Here is a 17099-nt window from a genome sequence, read left to right as displayed (position 1 = left end):
CTATTTCCTTTTTAGTCTCTTATAAATTTCAAGCTCTCTACTAGTTAATACATTAGAGTAACCGGAGTCAAAAAAGCTTTTTAAATTCATATTTTTTAGCATAGCATAGCATCTTGCAGAATAGCTTTTGGCTCTTGCTTTAGCGACTCTAGCAATACCGGCTATTGATCTTAGCGGCTTGGTTATGCGCCAAGATCTGCTATTTTTCATATCGTTTATCTCTTGCTGGGCGGAGATAATTTTACTTTCAAATTCATTATATATTTGCCTAGTATAATTTCTTAAAGAATTAGAATAAACATGAGATATTTGATCCAAATTTATACCGTAAGTCTCCAAAAAAGCATTATCAAATAGTTTTATACTATCGCCATCTTTTTGAGCTATAATCGCATAATCAGGGCTTACTTTTTCAAACACATCAAAAATATCCATTGAGTTTTGACTTTGATCTATCTCTTTTTCATTTGATCTTAATATAAAATTTCTTTTAAATCCGTGATATTCGGTAGCAAAAGCAAGAAGTTGGCACGGGATAGGATTTTTATGTGTTGCATCAAGATAAAACCATTGAGTTGAAACCATTATATTTTCAGGGTTTGGCGTCTCAAGAATTAAAATTCCGCACGGAGTTAAGACTCTCATAGCTTCTTTGCAAATATCTAGAACATCATCAAAATCAATATGCTCTACAACTTGAAAAGCGGAAATTATATCAACACTATTATCTTCAAGAGATTTTAATTTCGAAATAGCATCACTCTTTTCTACGTCAAATCCCTTGCTTAAAGATAGCTCGATCATATCATCATCTATATCTATACCTTTTGCTTTAAAGCCATTCTCTAAAAGCAAATCAAGCCATTCGCCTCTTCCACAACCTATATCAAGCGCATTAACTTCATTTTTTATATCCTTTAAAGGAGTAATAAATTTAAGATACTTTTTTTGTCTACTTTTTATAAGATCTTCATCCCCTCTAAATTTATTTTCAAAAGCCAGATAAAATCCCTTGTTCATATATTTTCCCTTATCAACACATTTGAATTTAGCCTGCAAATTCCTACAAAATCACGTTTATTCGCATTGACAACTTCAAATTTATATACATTATCTATCCAGTGATAACACTTGTCCATATGTGTTTCGCCTGCATGCAAAGCTACAGTTACCGTATACAAACCCGCTCCTATATTAAGATCAGTATTAAAATCTACAATGTATCTTTTGCCGGCTTGAGAATCAAAATTTAACCCTAACATCTTTGTATTGGCGCCATAAATATCTTGTCCAAATTTGTCTTTTATCAAAATTCCAAGAGAGATATCATTTAAGGTTTTATTAGCCATTACTTCTATCTGAAATTTAACTTTATCTCCCGATGTTGCCACCGATATCTCTTTATCTTGTTTTTTCATGCTAAATTTAACTATTTCAACCTCTTTACCACCATAATCCTTGTGATAACTCTTTACTTCATTATCGTCTTGCGATGCTTGAGATATAAGATAATTATACTTATCCATAACATCTTGAGGATTACCTTCCTGAACTATTTCTCCCGATTTTAAAAGTATGATGCGATCGCAAAGTAACTTCAACGAATTTAGATCGTGCGAAACAAAAATAATGCTTTTACCAAACTCTTTTACCTCTTTTAGCTTCTTAATGCATTTTTGAGAAAAGTGCGCATCACCTACGGAAAGTGCTTCATCTATTATAAAAGTTTGAGCATTTGAAAAGATTGCAATAGAAAAAGCAAGTCGCACGACCATACCGGATGAATATGTACTAATCGGCAAATCTATAAAATCATTCAATTCACTAAAATCTATAATGTTTTGCAAATTTTCATCTATATACTCTTTACTCATTCCAAGCAAGTAGCCGTTAAAATAGATGTTTTCGACTCCATTTAAATCATAATTAAAGCCTGTACCAAGCTCTAATATCGCAGCAATGGAACCTGATTTTGTAACAGTGCCCGAAGTCTGAGCCAAAACTCCGCTTATAATTTTAAGAAGAGTCGATTTGCCGGCTCCGTTCATACCTATGATACCAAGACTCTCGCCTGCGTGTAAATCAAAGCTAATGTCTAAATTTGCAAAAAATTTCTTATGCAGCTGCTTTTTGTGAAAAATTTCTTTCAGTCTATCTCGCTGGCGCTCATAAATTCTAAATTCTTTAGTCAAATGCTTGACACTTAAAACAACACTCACAGATTATCTCTTACGGAATCAATTAATTTTACATAAAAAAACACCCCTATAAAAAGTGATGCAAAGGCTATAATTACGGGCGCTATAAAATCGCCAAATTTTATACTATTAAATAAAAATATGTCCTGATACGGTTTTATAAAATAATAAAGCGGATTTATATACAGCAAAAATTCGGCTTTTTTCTCAAGCACATACGCAGGATATACTATAGGAGTCGCCCAAAATAGTAGCTGAAGCATTATGGGCGTAATCTCTTTTATATCTCTAAAAAATACCGAAAATACGGAAAATAAAAGCCCGAGCCCAAAAACAAAAATAGTCTGAAGTATCATAAGAGGAATAATCATCAATAAACTAAAATTTACCTCTTTAACAATCAATAAAAAAACAACGCCAATCATCATAGAAAACATAAAAATTATAAATTGTATAATAAGCGGACTTAGCTCAAACACATAAAGAGGAGTATTGATTTTCTTTAAAATTCCAGCCTTTGCAAACGGAACCTCCATCATTATACTTAAAGTATTGGAAAATGCCGAATAGGCAAAAATTCCGGGAATTAAATAGATACTATACGAATAAGCGTGGTTGCTCACACCAAGTCTTGCATTCATGAAATCAGAAAAAATAACCGTATAAATAAACAGCATCACAATAGGTGAAACAATATACCAAATTTGACCCAAACCTGTCTTTGCATAGCGGCTTTTGAAATCAAATTTTACGAGTTGATAGATGCTAATAATATCTTTTTTAAACAATCGTTGCAAACCATAATATAAATTTTTATTATTATATCCAAAAGAGATTAAATAAATATTACCCATTACTTTAAAAACTTAATCAATTTTTAAAAATTATAAAAACAGTTTTAAAGATAATCAAGATATCTTTGACAATTGAAACATTCTCCACATACTCTACATCCATTTCAACTCTCTCTTTAAACGAAATATCATTGCGTCCGCTAACTTGCCAAAGTCCTGTAAGTCCTGGTCTAACACTTGTTATTTTTACAATATTTTTACCTATTTTTTTCTTTTCCGATATCATATAAGGTCTGGGTCCTACCAAGCTCATATCCAGCTTTAAGATATTAAAAAGCTGAGGTAACTCATCAAGAGAAGTTTTTCTTATAAAATGCCCTACTCTTGTTATTCTAGGATCATTTTTGTATTTATGATATTTTTTATAATGCTCTACTTCATCGGGATTTTCTTTAAGATATTTAATTAAAATTTCATTGCCGTGCTTGCACATAGACCTAAATTTATAACAATCAAAAGGCTTACAAAACCTTCCTATGCGCTTCTGTTTAAAAAATACGCTCTCGTTTGGGCGCGAAATTTTTATAGCCATAGCTACTACCACCATAATCACCGACCAAATAGGTAGAGTAATTAAGATAATACAATAATCACAAAAAACCTTAAGAGCTACCCTATCTCTTAGCCTCATTATTTTCGCCAACCCTTACCTTCTATAAATTTCTCATATTCGATTTGCACAAACTCTTTTATCTCTTTTTCAAATCTCTCTTTTGAGAATTTTTGAGCATGCCTATAAATAAAACTAAAATCAAATTTATCAAACTCTTTTTCAAATTTATCAATAGCTTTATTTAGGCTTTGAACGCTTTGATTTTCAAAATAAACTCCACTAAGTCCATTTAAAACACTCTCTTTTGCTCCACCTTGACCATAGCAAATTACCGGAGTGCCGCAAGCTTGAGCCTCAACAGGAGCTATACCGAAGTCTTCAAGAGCGCAAAATATAAAAGCACGCGCCCTGCTAAGCATTTGGGATGTCTTCTTATCGTCTAGAAAGCCTAAAATTTCAACATTTGGTTTTGCGATACTCTTTATCTTTGACATCTGAGGTCCATCGCCTATGATAACCAACTTTTTGCCGTTTATATTAAAAGCCTCTACAATAATATCAATCTTTTTATAAGGAACAAGCCTTGAAACGGTAATATAAAAATCTTCCTTTTGATCTTTGAATTCAAATTTTGAAATATCCACAGGCGGATATATAACGTGAGCTTTTTTACCGTAAATTTTGTCAATTCTTCCTGCAACATAATTAGAATTTGCAATATAGCTATCAACCCTGTTTGCACACGCCAAGTCCCAAATTCGAATTTTATGCAAAAAATATCTAAGAAGAAGCGACTTAAGTCCTCTTTTTGCATTATTTTCTTCAAGATAGCTAAAATACATATCCCACGCATACCTCATCGGAGTATGAATATAGCTTACATGAAACTGATTTTGATGGGTTAAAACTCCCTTTGCTACGGCATGAGAGCTTGAAAGAATAATATCATAATCCCTTAAATCAAACTGCTCTATAGCAAAAGGGAAAAGCGGCAAGTAGTTTCTAAATTTACTCTTTGCGAACGGCAAATTTTGTATAAAGCTAGTTTCTGAATTCTTACCTTTAAGAATTAATTCTCTATCTCTCGGTTCTAAAAAATCAACAAGAGCAAATATATCAAAATCATCCCATATATTCGTAAAGCTCTCTACACAGCGTTCTGCACCCGCATATACACTAAACCAATCATGCACCAAAGCTTTTTTCATGAAAATGCCTAGGACCTTTTATAATCGTCATTAAGCCTTACGATATCATCTTCACCCAAATATTCGCCTGTTTGAACCTCTATAATGATAAGATCTGAATTTTCTTGATTTTCAAGTCTATGAATTTGACCCTTTGTTATATAAGTTGATTCGTTTTGTTCAAGATAAAATTTCTTATCGTTTATCGTCACTAAAGCTCTGCCGCTAACAACTATCCAGTGCTCATTTCGCTTAAAGTGCTTTTGCAAACTTAGTCTTTTATTTGGATGAACTATTATCTTTTTTATCTTGTACCCAAAGCTACTTTCAAGTACTTCATAGCTTCCCCAAGGACGAAAGACTTTAGTATGCGAATCGCAAATTTCGGGCATATATTTTTTAAAGTATCCATGGACCTCTTTTACTTTTTGACTGCTACCTTTCTTGGCTACCATTAAGGCGTCTTTTGTATTTACGACGATCAAATCATTTGCGTCTATTAAAGCTGTAGGCTTATTTGTAATAACAAAATTGTTTTTAGAGTCAATCTCGAATAATTCTTTGGAATTTTCAATCTTCTTGCCAAGCTCGTCAAAACTTCCCACATCGCTCCATCCTGCATCAAGAGAAACCATCTTTATCTTTGTGCTTCTTTGCATAAGAGCATAATCAATACTAATATCTTCTATCTGATCCATTTTGATCGGGTTTATCTTAAGAACATTATCTTCACTCCAAGAGTCTTTAATCGCACTCTCTACGCTATTTACTATATTTGGAGCAATTTTCTTCATCTCCTCAAGAAAAACTCCGGCTTTAAAGCAAAACATACCGCTATTAAAATAATATCCGCCTTCTTTAATAAACTTAACCGCGTTTTCTAAATTCGGCTTTTCTACAAAACGTTCAACATCCCCGTTGCTTTTTGATTTTATATAACCATAACCGGTATTGGGCTCGCTCGGATTGATTCCAAATGTTACCAAAAATCCATCCTGAGCATACTCTTTGGCTTTGCCAAGAGATTTTTTATATTCCGCCTTATCTTGTATCATATGGTCACTCGGAGTAACCAATAAAATTTCTTCTTTGTCACAATTTAAGGCGGCAAAAGTTATAGCAGCGGCGGTATTTTTACCAAATGGTTCAAGTACAAATTTATATATCTCTTTACCGCTACATTCGTCAAGAGCTAAAAAATAATGCTCTTCATTACAAACAATAATACTCTTTTCAAATTCAAAATTTCTCTTAAGAGTAAGACTGAAAAGAGATTCACCGTTAAAAATTTTAACAAACTGCTTTGGCATAAGAGTTCTTGAAAGTGGCCAAAGTCTAGTGCCGGATCCTCCACAAAGTATCACATTTACCATAAATTTACACCCTATTTTTTATATTTTCTACTAAGTTTAAAAAAGCATTTTGAAGTTTTGCAAGCGTTTGCTCATCCTTAGCTTCAAATCTAGTAACGATAACCGGAGTAGTATTTGAAGCTCTTACAAGCGCCCAACCGTCATCAAATCTAACACGAACACCGTCTATATCGATGATCTCTTTTATCTCCGGAAGCTCTTGCAAGTTATCTTGAAGTCTTATTTTTAAATCTTCAATTATCTTAAATTTTTCACTCTCTGTCGTATTAATCTTAATCTCATCCGTGCTGTAAACCTTTGGAAGCTTATCAAGTTCCGCGTCTAAATTTATGCCCTTTTGTATAAGTTCAAGCACCCTAAACATAGCATACAAAGCATCATCAAATCCAAAATATCGCTCTTTAAAAAATATATGACCGCTAACTTCCGCCGCCATGTCGATATTTAGCTCCTTCATAGCCTTTTTGATATTGCTATGACCGGTTTTGCCCATGAAGCTTTTGCCGCCGTTTTTATCAATCTCATCATACATATTTTGCGAACATTTTACCTCGCCCAAAACGCGTGGGTTTTTCATGGCAAGCGAGTATAGATAGGCTAGCTCATCGCCTTTTATGTTGCGATTTTTAGTAAGCACGGCTATACGATCGCCGTCCCCGTCAAAGCCAAATCCTATCTCAAATTCGCCCCTTAAAGCCTCTTTTATATCTTTTAAATTTTTCTCTTCGCTAGGATCGGGGTGGTGATTTGGAAAATTTCCATCAGGGTTAGGGTATAAAATTTCAGCATCTAAATTTAAACTCTTACAAATTTCAGGAAGCACAGCTCCTACGGCTCCGTTTGCACAGTCCATTATGATTTTTAGATTCATATTTTTAAGGTGCGCAAACTGATCTGTGATAAATTTTTTATACTCGCTTGCGATATCGAATTTAGTCGCTCTAAAATCATCTTTTATCTTCGTTTTAGCCTCTATCGTAGAGATAACATCATCTTTTAGCCTTTGAAGATCGGCGCCGAAATAGCTATCCTTAAAAATAGTAATCTTAAATCCGTTATACTCTTTTGGATTATGAGAGCCGGTTATCATGATATTTGCGTCAAATTTGTCGTTAAACACGCTAAAATACCCAACCGGAGTAGGAAGCAGTCCGATATCAAAAACTTCTATGCCAGCACCGTTTAACCCGCTAACAAGCCAACCGAAAATTTCATCCGCGCTAAGTCTGGCATCATATCCCACGCTTACGTTTTTAGCGCCTCTTTTTAGCATTTCGCGACCTAAATTCAGACCTATCGCTTTTACGCTGGTTTCATTTAAATCTCTATCAAAAATACCGCGTATATCATACTCTCTAAAAATTTCTTCCAGCATCAATCACTTCTCTTTAAAATATAATAAATTTAAAAAATTAAAGCCGATTATATCATCTTTTTATTAATTATCATTTAGCTATTAAGGCTATTTTCATACCCACAGCCTCTATCAAGTCGCAAGGATTGAGTCGCAACTGCTTACCTCTAACGCCTGCGCTTATATAAATGAAATTTTGCTTTAAAGCTCTTTCATCGATAAATGCATCAAAGGTCTTTTTCATACCGATCGGAGAGCAACCGCCCCTGATGTAGCCCGTTATTTTCTCAAGATCTTTTAAATTTAAAAGCTCGCAACGTTTACGCCCGCTAGCTCTTGCCAAAGCTTTTAGATCCAGGCTTAAATCACCCTGTATACAAGCCACTACAAAGCCTCTTGGCTCACACTCGCACACTATCGTTTTATAAACTTGAGTTATATCGGCTCCACATTTTAAAGCTACGCTAACGGCGCTTAGATCACCCTCATCAACTTCATACTCAAACAGCTCATACTCTACGCTCTTAATGTCTAAAATTCTTGCCGCATTAGTTTTATGTATCATATTTTCTCATTTTTTAAATTTTGTTATATAATTATACAAAAAAAGGAGTATTGATGGCTGAAGAGATGGAAGAAAAGCAAGCTAAAAAAGGAAATAGCTTCATTCTCATAATAATAATTATAGTTTTGGTATTGCTTTTAGTTATAGGCGGTCTTATCGCGTATCTTGTATTAAGCGGTAACGATCAACCAAACAGTATGCAAGACGGACAAACTCAAGGACAAATGGTTTCTAAAAACGCTTCTATCAAGCGCTCAACCGACTATATAAACATGGGTCCTGTCTATCCAATGGATCAATTTATCGTAAATTTGTTAAGCGACAGCGGGTCAAGATTTCTTAAAACAAAGGTCGAGCTGGAGCTAAACGCCGAGGCATTAACCCCTGAAATAGACAAGAAAAAACCTCTCATAAGAGACATCATAGTAAGGACGCTATCTTCTAAAACTTTTGAAGAGGTAAGCACGATAAAGGGCAAAGACCGCCTAAAAGACGAGATCGTAGATCGCATCAACGAAGTGCTTGCAGACGGTCATCTTAAAAATATCTACTTTACCGACTTTGTGGTTCAATGATAGGGATTGATATCGTCGCTATAGAGAGAATTTCAAGACTTAAAAAGCGTTACGGCGAAGCGTTTGCCAAACGCTTTTTAAATGAAAACGAGATGATTTTAGCAAAAACCGATGCGACTCTAGCGGGGTTTTACGCGCTTAAAGAAGCCGTTAGTAAGGCTCTTGGTTGCGGTATCGGCGATGAATGTTCGTTTTTTGATATAGAAATTTATAAAACCGAAAAAAACGCACCAAAAATCAAACTTTCAGAGAAAATTAAATCTAATTTTAAAATCTCGCAAGTAGACGCAAGTATAAGCCATGACGGCGGCTTTGCTATTGCGGCAGTTATATTAAAATGAACTCACAAAATAGCTCAAAGCTTTTATACAGGCTTGATAGCAGAAATAAAACTACTTTATTTATAGCTTGCACACCTATACTCTTACTTCTTATATTTCCGACATCATTTATGCTCTTTAGCGATGGAGCGAAGCTTGTCATAGGAGTAGTTTTAGCTACGGTTTTGCTTTATAATCTTTTTGATAAGTTAAATTTCAGATATATTGAAATTTACGATGACAAAATTATCATTGCAAAGCTTTTAAAGGAGATAAGCTTAGCAAAAGATGAAGTTGTCTCATGTCACTTCAAAAGCTTTACTTTTATGCCGTATAAAGTTGATATCATAGTCAAACAAGATGGAAATAAACGCAAATTTTACTCAATAGACGGATTAAATTTTAGCCAAAGTAAGCGTATATGCTGGTTTGTTTTATCATCCGGTAGCTAGCATAAATTTAGCTTATAAAATTTTCAAGCACTCCGATACCCTCTATCTCGCAACGAACCACATCGCCGCTTTTTAGAAATTTAGGCGGTTCAAGACCCATACCGACTCCGCTTGGCGTGCCAAGAGATATTATAGTGCCCGCTTTTAGCGTCATAGCGCTACTTAACTCCTCTATCACGTATCTTTCGTTAAATATCATATTACAAGTGTTTGAATTCTGTCTAAGCTCGCCGTTTACATAGCATTTTATGGTCAAATTTGAGCTATCCAGTTCATCAGCCGTAATAACCGCAGGACCCATCGCACAATGCGTATCAAGCGACTTACCGAAATAAAACTGCTTATGGCGAATTTGCAAATCTCGCGCACTAAAATCATTTAATATCGTGTAGCCAAAGATATAATCTTTCGCATCTTTTGCGATTACATTTTTAGCATCTTTTTTGATGATCAAAGCCAACTCAACCTCGTAATCAAGCTTTTGCGTTACGCTTTCGTGAGCTAAAATTTCGCCTCCATGTCCCACCGCCTCATTTACTCTCTTTGAGAAATAAACGGGATATTCGCGCTTACCGTCAAATTTTTCGCCTTTAAATTTTGCAGATTCGGCTGCGTGATCCATGTAATTTATGCCAAGACAGATGATATCTTGACGAGGCGTTATGATAGGCGCAAGAAGCTTTGCCTCGCCAATCTTAAGCCCGCGTGCTTGAGCCTCAAAACCGCTTAAAAGCTCATAGTCTTTATCACTTGCACGCTCTATAAAGTCATTTAAATCTTTAAATTTAAGCCCTATTTCATCAAAACTTACAAGCCTGTTATCACTACTTACTATGCCCGTTTTTACACAGCCGTCAAAAAATGTTACAAATTTCATCTCATCCCTTTATCAAATTCTATCATCTTAAACCTCTCGCCTAAAAATTCAGGGCTAGTTAAAAATTTAAACTGCTTTAAGAAGTTTTTATAAGCACTATCTCCGCCATTTTTTAGCACATATTCAAGCACCTCAGCGCCGCCAAAATCCACTATCGCTGCGGACTGTTTTTTAAACCCTTTGAAATCAAAACCGCAATCTTTAAATTCCTGCCTAACCTGCGCGAAATTCAGATTATAAGTTATGTCGCTTGCTCCAAAAAACTCTTTTAAATTTCCAAGCTCAAACGGACTAAAAACCCTATGCTCTTTATAAATTCTAAGAGTTATATCGCCTTTAGAGCCCATATCTCCGTAATCAAAAGTTATAAACTTAAGTTTGCGCGTCGAATTTGCAAGATCTTTTGCAAATTCGCTTAAGCCGGTTGTGATCTCGCCTTTAGTGATTTCAAATTTCTTGCAAGCTGTCAAAATTTCTTTATCCGCGCTATCCCAAAATAACTCATCATCCTTAACGTAAAGCATCTTATCGCCATCTACTACCTCGCAAGAAAAGCAGTCAAATAGCTCATTTGAGATGAAAAACGCCTCATCAAATTTACACTCCTTTAAATGCAAAAAATGATTTATGGTAACCTCGTCGCCAAATTTTTGCTTTAAATTTTGAGTTTGGATTTTGCGCAAATTTGCGTGAGGCTCTATGATGTTAAATTTCAAAGTTTTTAAAATTTCAGGCTGAAAAGTAAAAATTCCGCTTATAAAATCGCCCATCATAGAGCCGTCATTTGCGCCTATCTCAACGATATTTGCATTTGGTGAGAATTCGCCCTTTTTAAGCAAATTTAAAAAATGATAAGCAAGCGTAACCCCAAAGAGGGCTCCTACGCTAACGGATGTGTAAAAATCGCCCTTTTTGCCTATATTAACACCGTTTTTATAGTAGTTTTTATTTAGCCAATTATCAAAATACGAGCTAAATTTTATACTCACTTATAGCCTTTGTAAGCCTTTTAAATCCCTCTTTGATCTCGCTTTTTTTGATATTTAAAGAGGGTAGAAATCTAAGCGTTTTTACTCCTGATTTTAATATCAAGACACGGTTTTTATTTGCCAAATTTATAAGCTTTGATATATCAATTTCATCTTTTAAGCTAAGCCCTAGCATTAGTCCAAGACCCTCTTTTTTATCAAAAATTTGAGGAAATTTAGAGCATAGCGCATCTAAATTTTCATTAAAAATTTCTATCGTTTCATCTAGCTTACCGCTTTTTTTGATCTTTTTAAGCTCGCTTAAAACGGCAAGTGCCGTGCTAGTAGCAAGAAAATTACCGCCAAAAGTAGATCCGTGATCTCCCGGAGCAAATACACTATGCCTGCAAGCGCAAGCACCGATAGGAACTCCTGCGCCAAGCCCTTTGGCAAAGGTAATGATATCAGGCTTTATACCGTAAAGCTTAGATGTAACAAACTCGCCCGTTCTATACACTCCGCACTGAACCTCATCTGTTATAAAAAGTAGTTTTTTCTCTTTTAAAACTTTTGCAAGGCGCTTTACTTCGCTCTTATCAAGCGCGTTTATACCGCCCTCTCCTTGAACAAGCTCGATCATAACCGCAACGGTTTTTTCGTTTATATTTTTAATTATCTCATCTATGCCGTCATAAAATTTAAAGCCTTCTATGTAAGGAGCGTAAATTTCAGGATGAAATTTATCCTGTCCGGTTAGCTTCAAAGTAGCTAGAGTTCTGCCGTGAAATGAATTTTTAAGAGTTATTATCTCAAATTTTTTCTCTTTAAAATTTGTCGCACCATATTTTCTGGCTAGCTTTATGGCGCACTCATTAGCCTCTGCTCCAGAATTACAAAAGAAGCTAAAAGCCTTAAATCCAAGCTCCTTTGATATCGCTTTAGCGAGCTTTTCTTGAGGCTTTATAGCGTATAAATTTGAGCTGTGAAGTATCTTTTGGCTCTGCTCTTTAATCGCTTTTACTATGCTTTTATTTGCATGTCCAAGAGAATTTACGCCGATACCCGAAGCAAAATCTATATAATCTCGCCCCTTTTTATCAAAAAGCGTGGCGCCGTTTCCTCTTTCAAATCCAAAATCAAATCTCGCATAAGTGTCTAAAAGATACATTTCATCCTCCTTTAATCAAGCCTTGGCAAGTGCCAACCCCTATAATAGGCCAAAAGCCTAAAAACAATACCGAAAGCAAAAAGCCCCATTATCCACCATATATTAGTAAATCCAAAATGATGCATCACAAAATAGACCGCACCGACTACGATGCTAACGGTCGCGTAAAGACCCGTTTTTAAAAACCAAGGAACTTCGTTAAATAAAACATCACGCAAAATTCCGCCGCCGACACCGTTGCAAAGCGCAAGCATAACAACTCCAAAGATATTATATCCATATTGCAAAGCAATTATCGCTCCGACTATAGAAAAGCTTACCAGATCCACGGCGTCTGTCGTTACAAAAAGGAATTTCTTCTCTATATCGCTACGCTTGTGAATCCTAAAAAGAGCGGAGAGAACAAGCATGACTATAACTATAATGCAAGGCATGTAGTGAGTAAACGAGTATAGCGGTCTAGATACTATGGTATCTCTCATAAATCCTCCGCCAAGTGCCGTCAGTAGCGCCGAGACAAATATGCCAAGCCAGTCGCAATTTCTCTTAACCGCAAACAAAAACCCGCTAACCGCCGCAGATGCGATACCGATATATTCGGGTATTAAAAAAATTTGTAAATCGTCCATACAAGCTCTAAAGTTAAAATTTAAAGGCTATTTTACATCTTTAAGCTATAAATTTGGTTGAATTTTAACTTTTAAGCAGTTAGTTTCATCGCCAAAAACGGTCTTTAAATTTAGCCAAAACAGCCAAAAAGACCATATAAATTTCACCCTGATGCCTGCTTAAAAATACTTGAAATTTATCTAGCCGTATCAAAAGGCGACTTTAAATTCCGTCGTGCCGTTACCGCTTTTGCAGCTTATTTTAAATTTCAGCTCGTCGCAAAATTTCTTAACGATATTAAGCCCTATGCCAAATCCTCCGTTTGCCTCGTCAAATCTCGTGTAAAGATCGAATATATGAGGCAAATTCTCTTTTGATATTCCCTGCCCGCTATTTGTAATAATAAGAGCTTTTTTATCTAGCTTTACGCTCACGCTTCCGCCTTCGTTTGAGTATTTCACGGCGTTGCTTAGGAGGTTATCAACTATCTTTCGCACCTTAAATTTTGAAGTTACAAGCGTGACATCCTTGATATCAACAGTTAAATTTATGCCTTTTTGCTTTAAATTTAGCGAGAAAAACTCAAGCCTCTCGCTTACAATATGAGCTAAATTTACCTCTTCATTCTCTTCGTATTTTTTATTTAATCTTAAGATCGTAAGGTCTTCGTATAAATTTGATATCGTATGCGCGGCGGTTTTGATATTGCCAAGATATTTTTCAGGATCTGTTTTAAATAGCTCTATACTCATCAAAATCACGCTTAAAGGAGTGTTTATCTCGTGAGTCGTATCGCGGATAAATCCGTCTAAAAACTCTATCTTTGCGTATAGTGGACGCAGAGATAGCCTGATGATAAGATAAGCTATTAGCAAGATCGCAGCCAAGACTCCAAGCGAAACGAGCAAAATTTGAGCCTTGAGTGCCAAGAGTTTAACCTTAACATCAGCGCGTTTAATGGCTACGAGATACTCGTTTTGACCCTTTTTATCATGAACTCTAAACTGCACGACATTTTCCTCGCCGTCCATGTAGTTACGCGCCATTCCTTGCTTTGGCTTAAAGTCATCTTCTATCACTTCGCCTGTTTTTAAATTTACAACATAAGCTTTCATATCGTCAAAGTCGTCATCATCAAGCTCGCCGTTGTTGTGAAGTTTTATCTGAAGTTCACGCTTAAAATCCCTAAAATCAAATGCATCCTTGTCCATTATGAAGTGTTTTTCTCTATCATAAAAAACTTTGCCGAAAAACACCAAAAACGCAACGCTGGTTAAAAAATACAGCAAAAATATAGGCAAAACATGGCGTTTCTTAAACATATCTATATCCCAGCTTTGATGCGCTTACTATACGCTCCTTGCCAAAAATTTTGCGCAGTTCGGTTATATAAACGCGCAGACTAAGCTCGCTTGGACTCTCGTCATAGTCCCAAATTTGCTCATAAATTTCATCTCTGCTTATGAACCTATCTTTGTTTTTAAGCAGCAGAGTTAAAAGTTTGGCTTGTTTTTTAGGCATGGTTACTATCTCTTCGCCCTTATAGAGCACGCCTTGCTTCATATCAAAGCTGAAATTTTCATCAAGCATTTCAAATTCGCTTACGTTATGCACAAATGTTCTTTTAAGGATGTTATTTACTCGCAAAAGCAGCTCTTTAAGCTCGAAAGGCTTTTTGATATAGTCGTCGCAACCGCTCAAAAAGCCCTTTTGAAGATCGTTTATGGTATTTAAAGATGTGGTAAATATGCAAGGAGTAAGCCTTCTAGCCTCTCTTAGCTCTTTTAGTAGCTCAAAGCCGTTGCCGCCGATGATTTTAACGTCAAATATCCATAGATCAAAGCTGTTTTCATAGGCTAGATCCAAAGCCTCATTGTAGCTTTTGACACCCTCTACTTCAAAATTTTCGCTTCGAAGATACGAACACATCATATCAAGCAGCATCGCCTCATCTTCAACTACTAAAATTTTAGCCACCATTACTCCTTAAGCTAAATTTAGAGATATTACTATTTTTGGTTTTAATAAAGCATAAATTTTAGCTTTAAGCTCTTGAGCCAAAGGACGCAAGAGCCATAAATTTACTGCCACATACAGCCAAAGCCTGCACCATATCCCTGCGCGCCGTTTTTATTCATACCCATTCCTTGTGCTTGATTCATACCGCAATTAAAATTTTGATTGCAGTTTTGATAAGCTTTCATCTTGTGTCCTTTGCCTGATTGATGATGCCAGCCGTGACCGTTACCTTGACCTACACTATAAGCGTAAAATCCCATTTCACGAGCCTCTTTTACGCTTAAAGCGTCTACTTTATCTCTCATCATTGCTCTATACTCTTGCATAAATTTTACTCTCTCATCAGGACTCATCGCAGACATCTTCTTTCTCATCTGCTCTCTAAAGTCGCCTCTTATATCCGCTATCTGCGAATCAAGCTTGCCTGTGCGCTTATGAATTTCAAACGAAATTTCACTTAGCGTCTTTGCGTCCGCACCCGCTATCATGCTGTTTAACTGCTCGTTTGAGCTATCGCTAATCGAGCCTGCAAACAAACTTCCTGCGATTAATATCGCGATTAAACCTAACTTTTTCATCTTCTCTCCTTGTGTTGAAATGTAAGTGAAGTATAAAGAAAAGTTGTGAAGAAAAAGTTAAGCAAAATTTATAAAATAATCTATAGTGTGAATTTAAATTTATCTTTTTAGTTAAATTTGGTATGTAAATTTAAGATTATAAGAAAGTCAAATTTGACCGAGTAGTTTCGGTCAAATTCCGTGTTGTTTGGATTAAATTTCTATAGGCTTAAGTGCCAGTTCGTTTGCCTCTTTAACGCTTAAATTTAAGACTTTTTCATTGTAGCTGGCGATAAATTTTTCTTTAAATTTCGCTTGCTCGTCTTGGCTTATAGAGGCTATCTTTTTATCAAACTCAGCCTTAAAGTCTTGCTTTGAAGCCTCGGCTTCAACTCTTAGCTTAGCCGCTCTTTTATCTATCTCAAATGAAATTTCACCCAAAGTCTTAGCATCGGCGTTTTTTATCATTTTGGCAAATCCGCACGACTGAGCCTTGTCAAATTTCGCCGATAAATAGGCTTTAAAAGCAACTAATATACTCATGATTTTTAATCTTTTCATATTTTCTCCTTAAAAGTTATGAAAAGATTTTAAAAAGAAGTTGTGAAGAAAAAGTTAAGTCGTCAAACTAAAAAAGAGCGTTTATCTTTTTGATGAAATTTATCGGATTTACCTGCACGCCGTTTACGATAACGCCAAAATGAAGATGAGGACCGCTAACCCTACCGCTAGCTCCGCTTAGTCCGATTATCTCGCCCTTTTTTATCTTCGTGCCAAGCTTTACGTCAATCCTACTTAAATGATAATACTGCGTATAAATTCCCTCTCCGTGATCTATCACGACAGATCCTCCAGCGTAGTATCTATCCTTGGCGATTACGACTATACCGTCATTGCTAGACACTACAGGAGTACCGATAGCCGCACGAAAATCGGTTCCTGAATGATAGCTCTTAACCAGATCGTTAAAAACTCTAGCGGTTCCAAATTCACTTGTGATAACAGAGCTCATGGGACTAATAAACTCGGAGTTAAATTTAAGCCTTTTTGAAGAGGTTGCATAAATTTTACTAGCCTCTTTGCGCTCATTTTCGATTCTTTCTAAGACATCTTTTGGCGGAGTTACTTTTGAAGGCTCTACGCTTATCTTTTCTTTTTTATAATCTCCTTGCTCCACTTTAAAAATAACGCTCGTAATTTCGCCGTTTAGCTCGTTTTTTAAAACCACTTTGCCCTTTTTATGATAGCTTGCCGAAACTATGGCAAATTTTAAATTTTTATCTTTTGGATGAGGATGCCAACTTCTTTTTTTACCGTCGATACTCAAATTTCCTGCAAAATTTGAACCAATCTGAACTATTTCAACATCGCCGTTTATAATGCTCTGAGCTACCAAATTTAGGCATATTGCCACTATTAAAAAAATCTTTTTCATGTAAACACTTTATATAAATTTAGCAAATAATTTTT

The 17099-nt window shown here is 35.7% G+C and carries 20 protein-coding genes; 3 read left to right on the top strand and 17 right to left on the bottom strand.

The genetic code is table 11. The features are described 5' to 3' along the window. From CDOM16188_RS01885 to ybaK, 8 genes are all read right to left on the bottom strand, one after another. Positions 1–1020, bottom strand: coding sequence for a bifunctional 2-polyprenyl-6-hydroxyphenol methylase/3-demethylubiquinol 3-O-methyltransferase UbiG (locus CDOM16188_RS01885; protein ID WP_172197869.1), 1020 nt, complete (start codon positions 1018–1020; stop codon positions 1–3). After that, complete coding sequence (locus CDOM16188_RS01880; protein ID WP_172197866.1) at positions 1017–2219, bottom strand: ABC transporter ATP-binding protein; 1203 nt, start codon at positions 2217–2219, stop codon at positions 1017–1019. The genes CDOM16188_RS01885 and CDOM16188_RS01880 overlap by 4 nt, the downstream gene beginning before the upstream one ends. After that, positions 2216–2986: an ABC transporter permease gene (locus tag CDOM16188_RS01875; RefSeq protein WP_172197864.1), complete on the bottom strand. Its 771-nt coding sequence runs from the start codon at positions 2984–2986 to the stop codon at positions 2216–2218. Before CDOM16188_RS01875 ends, CDOM16188_RS01880 begins: the two co-directional genes overlap by 4 nt. An 82-nt stretch (positions 2987–3068) precedes the next feature. Then, on the bottom strand, positions 3069–3695 hold the full coding sequence (locus CDOM16188_RS01870) for a sugar transferase (RefSeq protein WP_172197861.1): 627 nt from the start codon (positions 3693–3695) through the stop codon (positions 3069–3071). Then, the gene (locus CDOM16188_RS01865) at positions 3683–4813 is read right to left on the bottom strand and encodes a glycosyltransferase family 4 protein (RefSeq protein WP_172197858.1); all 1131 of its coding nucleotides are present in this window, start codon (positions 4811–4813) and stop codon (positions 3683–3685) included. The genes CDOM16188_RS01870 and CDOM16188_RS01865 overlap by 13 nt, the downstream gene beginning before the upstream one ends. Before the next feature lie 8 nt (positions 4814–4821). After that, positions 4822–6165, bottom strand: a complete 1344-nt coding sequence (locus tag CDOM16188_RS01860) for a mannose-1-phosphate guanylyltransferase/mannose-6-phosphate isomerase (protein ID WP_172197855.1) — start codon at positions 6163–6165, stop codon at positions 4822–4824. Positions 6166–6169: 4 nt separating this feature from the next. Then, positions 6170–7540, bottom strand: a complete 1371-nt coding sequence (locus CDOM16188_RS01855) for a phosphomannomutase/phosphoglucomutase (protein ID WP_172197852.1) — start codon at positions 7538–7540, stop codon at positions 6170–6172. Between the two features lie 70 nt (positions 7541–7610). Then, complete coding sequence (ybaK, locus tag CDOM16188_RS01850) at positions 7611–8084, bottom strand: Cys-tRNA(Pro) deacylase (RefSeq protein ID WP_172197849.1); 474 nt, start codon at positions 8082–8084, stop codon at positions 7611–7613. Between the two features lie 53 nt (positions 8085–8137). On the opposite strand from ybaK, the gene fliL reads away from it, so the two are divergent. From fliL to CDOM16188_RS01835, 3 genes are read left to right on the top strand one after another with little or no spacing between them, the layout of a single operon-like run. After that, a complete protein-coding gene (fliL, locus tag CDOM16188_RS01845) occupies positions 8138–8659 on the top strand; it encodes a flagellar basal body-associated protein FliL (RefSeq protein ID WP_169942949.1) in 522 nt (173 codons plus the stop codon). Beyond that, entirely contained in the window at positions 8656–9000 is a 345-nt protein-coding gene (acpS, locus tag CDOM16188_RS01840; RefSeq protein WP_172197846.1) for a holo-ACP synthase, read from the top strand. Before fliL ends, acpS begins: the two co-directional genes overlap by 4 nt. Next, complete coding sequence (locus CDOM16188_RS01835; RefSeq protein WP_172197843.1) at positions 8997–9431, top strand: hypothetical protein; 435 nt, start codon at positions 8997–8999, stop codon at positions 9429–9431. Before acpS ends, CDOM16188_RS01835 begins: the two co-directional genes overlap by 4 nt. Positions 9432–9438: 7 nt before the next feature. Here the strand turns inward: CDOM16188_RS01835 and CDOM16188_RS01830 are convergent, their stop codons facing one another. The 9 genes from CDOM16188_RS01830 to CDOM16188_RS01790 form a co-directional block, all read right to left on the bottom strand. Next, on the bottom strand, positions 9439–10308 hold the full coding sequence (locus CDOM16188_RS01830) for a fumarylacetoacetate hydrolase family protein (RefSeq protein WP_172197840.1): 870 nt from the start codon (positions 10306–10308) through the stop codon (positions 9439–9441). Further along, positions 10305–11297, bottom strand: a complete 993-nt coding sequence (locus tag CDOM16188_RS01825) for an SAM-dependent methyltransferase (protein WP_367649328.1) — start codon at positions 11295–11297, stop codon at positions 10305–10307. Before CDOM16188_RS01825 ends, CDOM16188_RS01830 begins: the two co-directional genes overlap by 4 nt. Further along, complete coding sequence (locus tag CDOM16188_RS01820; RefSeq protein WP_172197837.1) at positions 11281–12444, bottom strand: acetylornithine transaminase; 1164 nt, start codon at positions 12442–12444, stop codon at positions 11281–11283. Before CDOM16188_RS01820 ends, CDOM16188_RS01825 begins: the two co-directional genes overlap by 17 nt. An 11-nt stretch (positions 12445–12455) precedes the next feature. Continuing rightward, the gene (locus CDOM16188_RS01815; RefSeq protein WP_172197834.1) at positions 12456–13073 is read right to left on the bottom strand and encodes a trimeric intracellular cation channel family protein; all 618 of its coding nucleotides are present in this window, start codon (positions 13071–13073) and stop codon (positions 12456–12458) included. A gap of 189 nt (positions 13074–13262) precedes the next feature. Beyond that, entirely contained in the window at positions 13263–14375 is a 1113-nt protein-coding gene (locus tag CDOM16188_RS01810; protein ID WP_172197831.1) for a HAMP domain-containing sensor histidine kinase, read from the bottom strand. Continuing rightward, positions 14368–15030 carry a response regulator transcription factor gene (locus CDOM16188_RS01805; protein WP_172197828.1) on the bottom strand — a complete coding sequence of 221 codons (663 nt, stop codon included), beginning with the start codon at positions 15028–15030 and terminating at the stop codon, positions 14368–14370. Before CDOM16188_RS01805 ends, CDOM16188_RS01810 begins: the two co-directional genes overlap by 8 nt. Positions 15031–15134: 104 nt before the next feature. Next, positions 15135–15650, bottom strand: coding sequence for a DUF1104 domain-containing protein (locus CDOM16188_RS01800; RefSeq protein WP_172197825.1), 516 nt, complete (start codon positions 15648–15650; stop codon positions 15135–15137). A gap of 192 nt (positions 15651–15842) precedes the next feature. Next, the gene (locus CDOM16188_RS01795; protein WP_169943093.1) at positions 15843–16190 is read right to left on the bottom strand and encodes a DUF1104 domain-containing protein; all 348 of its coding nucleotides are present in this window, start codon (positions 16188–16190) and stop codon (positions 15843–15845) included. 67 nt (positions 16191–16257) lie between these two features. Continuing rightward, complete coding sequence (locus tag CDOM16188_RS01790; protein ID WP_172197822.1) at positions 16258–17064, bottom strand: M23 family metallopeptidase; 807 nt, start codon at positions 17062–17064, stop codon at positions 16258–16260. Positions 17065–17099 lie beyond the last annotated feature (35 nt).

This window comes from Campylobacter sp. RM16188, from assembly GCF_012978795.1.
Lineage (GTDB): Bacteria > Campylobacterota > Campylobacteria > Campylobacterales > Campylobacteraceae > Campylobacter_A > Campylobacter_A canis.
The sequence above is the reverse complement of the archived record's forward strand: the minus strand, read 5'-3'. Positions and strand labels throughout refer to the sequence as shown.

Excerpts from the sequence above, each read along its gene's own strand:
- CDOM16188_RS01885 (WP_172197869.1), bottom strand. The coding sequence starts at position 1,020 with ATGAACAAGGGATTTTATCTGGCTTTTGAAAATAAATTTAGAGGGGAT.
- CDOM16188_RS01865 (WP_172197858.1), bottom strand. The coding sequence starts at position 4,813 with ATGAAAAAAGCTTTGGTGCATGATTGGTTTAGTGTATATGCGGGTGCA.
- CDOM16188_RS01860 (WP_172197855.1), bottom strand. The coding sequence starts at position 6,165 with ATGGTAAATGTGATACTTTGTGGAGGATCCGGCACTAGACTTTGGCCA.
- CDOM16188_RS01855 (WP_172197852.1), bottom strand. The coding sequence starts at position 7,540 with ATGCTGGAAGAAATTTTTAGAGAGTATGATATACGCGGTATTTTTGAT.
- ybaK (WP_172197849.1), bottom strand. The coding sequence starts at position 8,084 with ATGATACATAAAACTAATGCGGCAAGAATTTTAGACATTAAGAGCGTA.
- fliL (WP_169942949.1), top strand. The coding sequence starts at position 8,138 with ATGGCTGAAGAGATGGAAGAAAAGCAAGCTAAAAAAGGAAATAGCTTC.
- acpS (WP_172197846.1), top strand. The coding sequence starts at position 8,656 with ATGATAGGGATTGATATCGTCGCTATAGAGAGAATTTCAAGACTTAAA.
- CDOM16188_RS01835 (WP_172197843.1), top strand. The coding sequence starts at position 8,997 with ATGAACTCACAAAATAGCTCAAAGCTTTTATACAGGCTTGATAGCAGA.
- CDOM16188_RS01830 (WP_172197840.1), bottom strand. The coding sequence starts at position 10,308 with ATGAAATTTGTAACATTTTTTGACGGCTGTGTAAAAACGGGCATAGTA.
- CDOM16188_RS01820 (WP_172197837.1), bottom strand. The coding sequence starts at position 12,444 with ATGTATCTTTTAGACACTTATGCGAGATTTGATTTTGGATTTGAAAGA.
- CDOM16188_RS01815 (WP_172197834.1), bottom strand. The coding sequence starts at position 13,073 with ATGGACGATTTACAAATTTTTTTAATACCCGAATATATCGGTATCGCA.
- CDOM16188_RS01810 (WP_172197831.1), bottom strand. The coding sequence starts at position 14,375 with ATGTTTAAGAAACGCCATGTTTTGCCTATATTTTTGCTGTATTTTTTA.
- CDOM16188_RS01800 (WP_172197825.1), bottom strand. The coding sequence starts at position 15,650 with ATGAAAAAGTTAGGTTTAATCGCGATATTAATCGCAGGAAGTTTGTTT.
- CDOM16188_RS01795 (WP_169943093.1), bottom strand. The coding sequence starts at position 16,190 with ATGAAAAGATTAAAAATCATGAGTATATTAGTTGCTTTTAAAGCCTAT.
- CDOM16188_RS01790 (WP_172197822.1), bottom strand. The coding sequence starts at position 17,064 with ATGAAAAAGATTTTTTTAATAGTGGCAATATGCCTAAATTTGGTAGCT.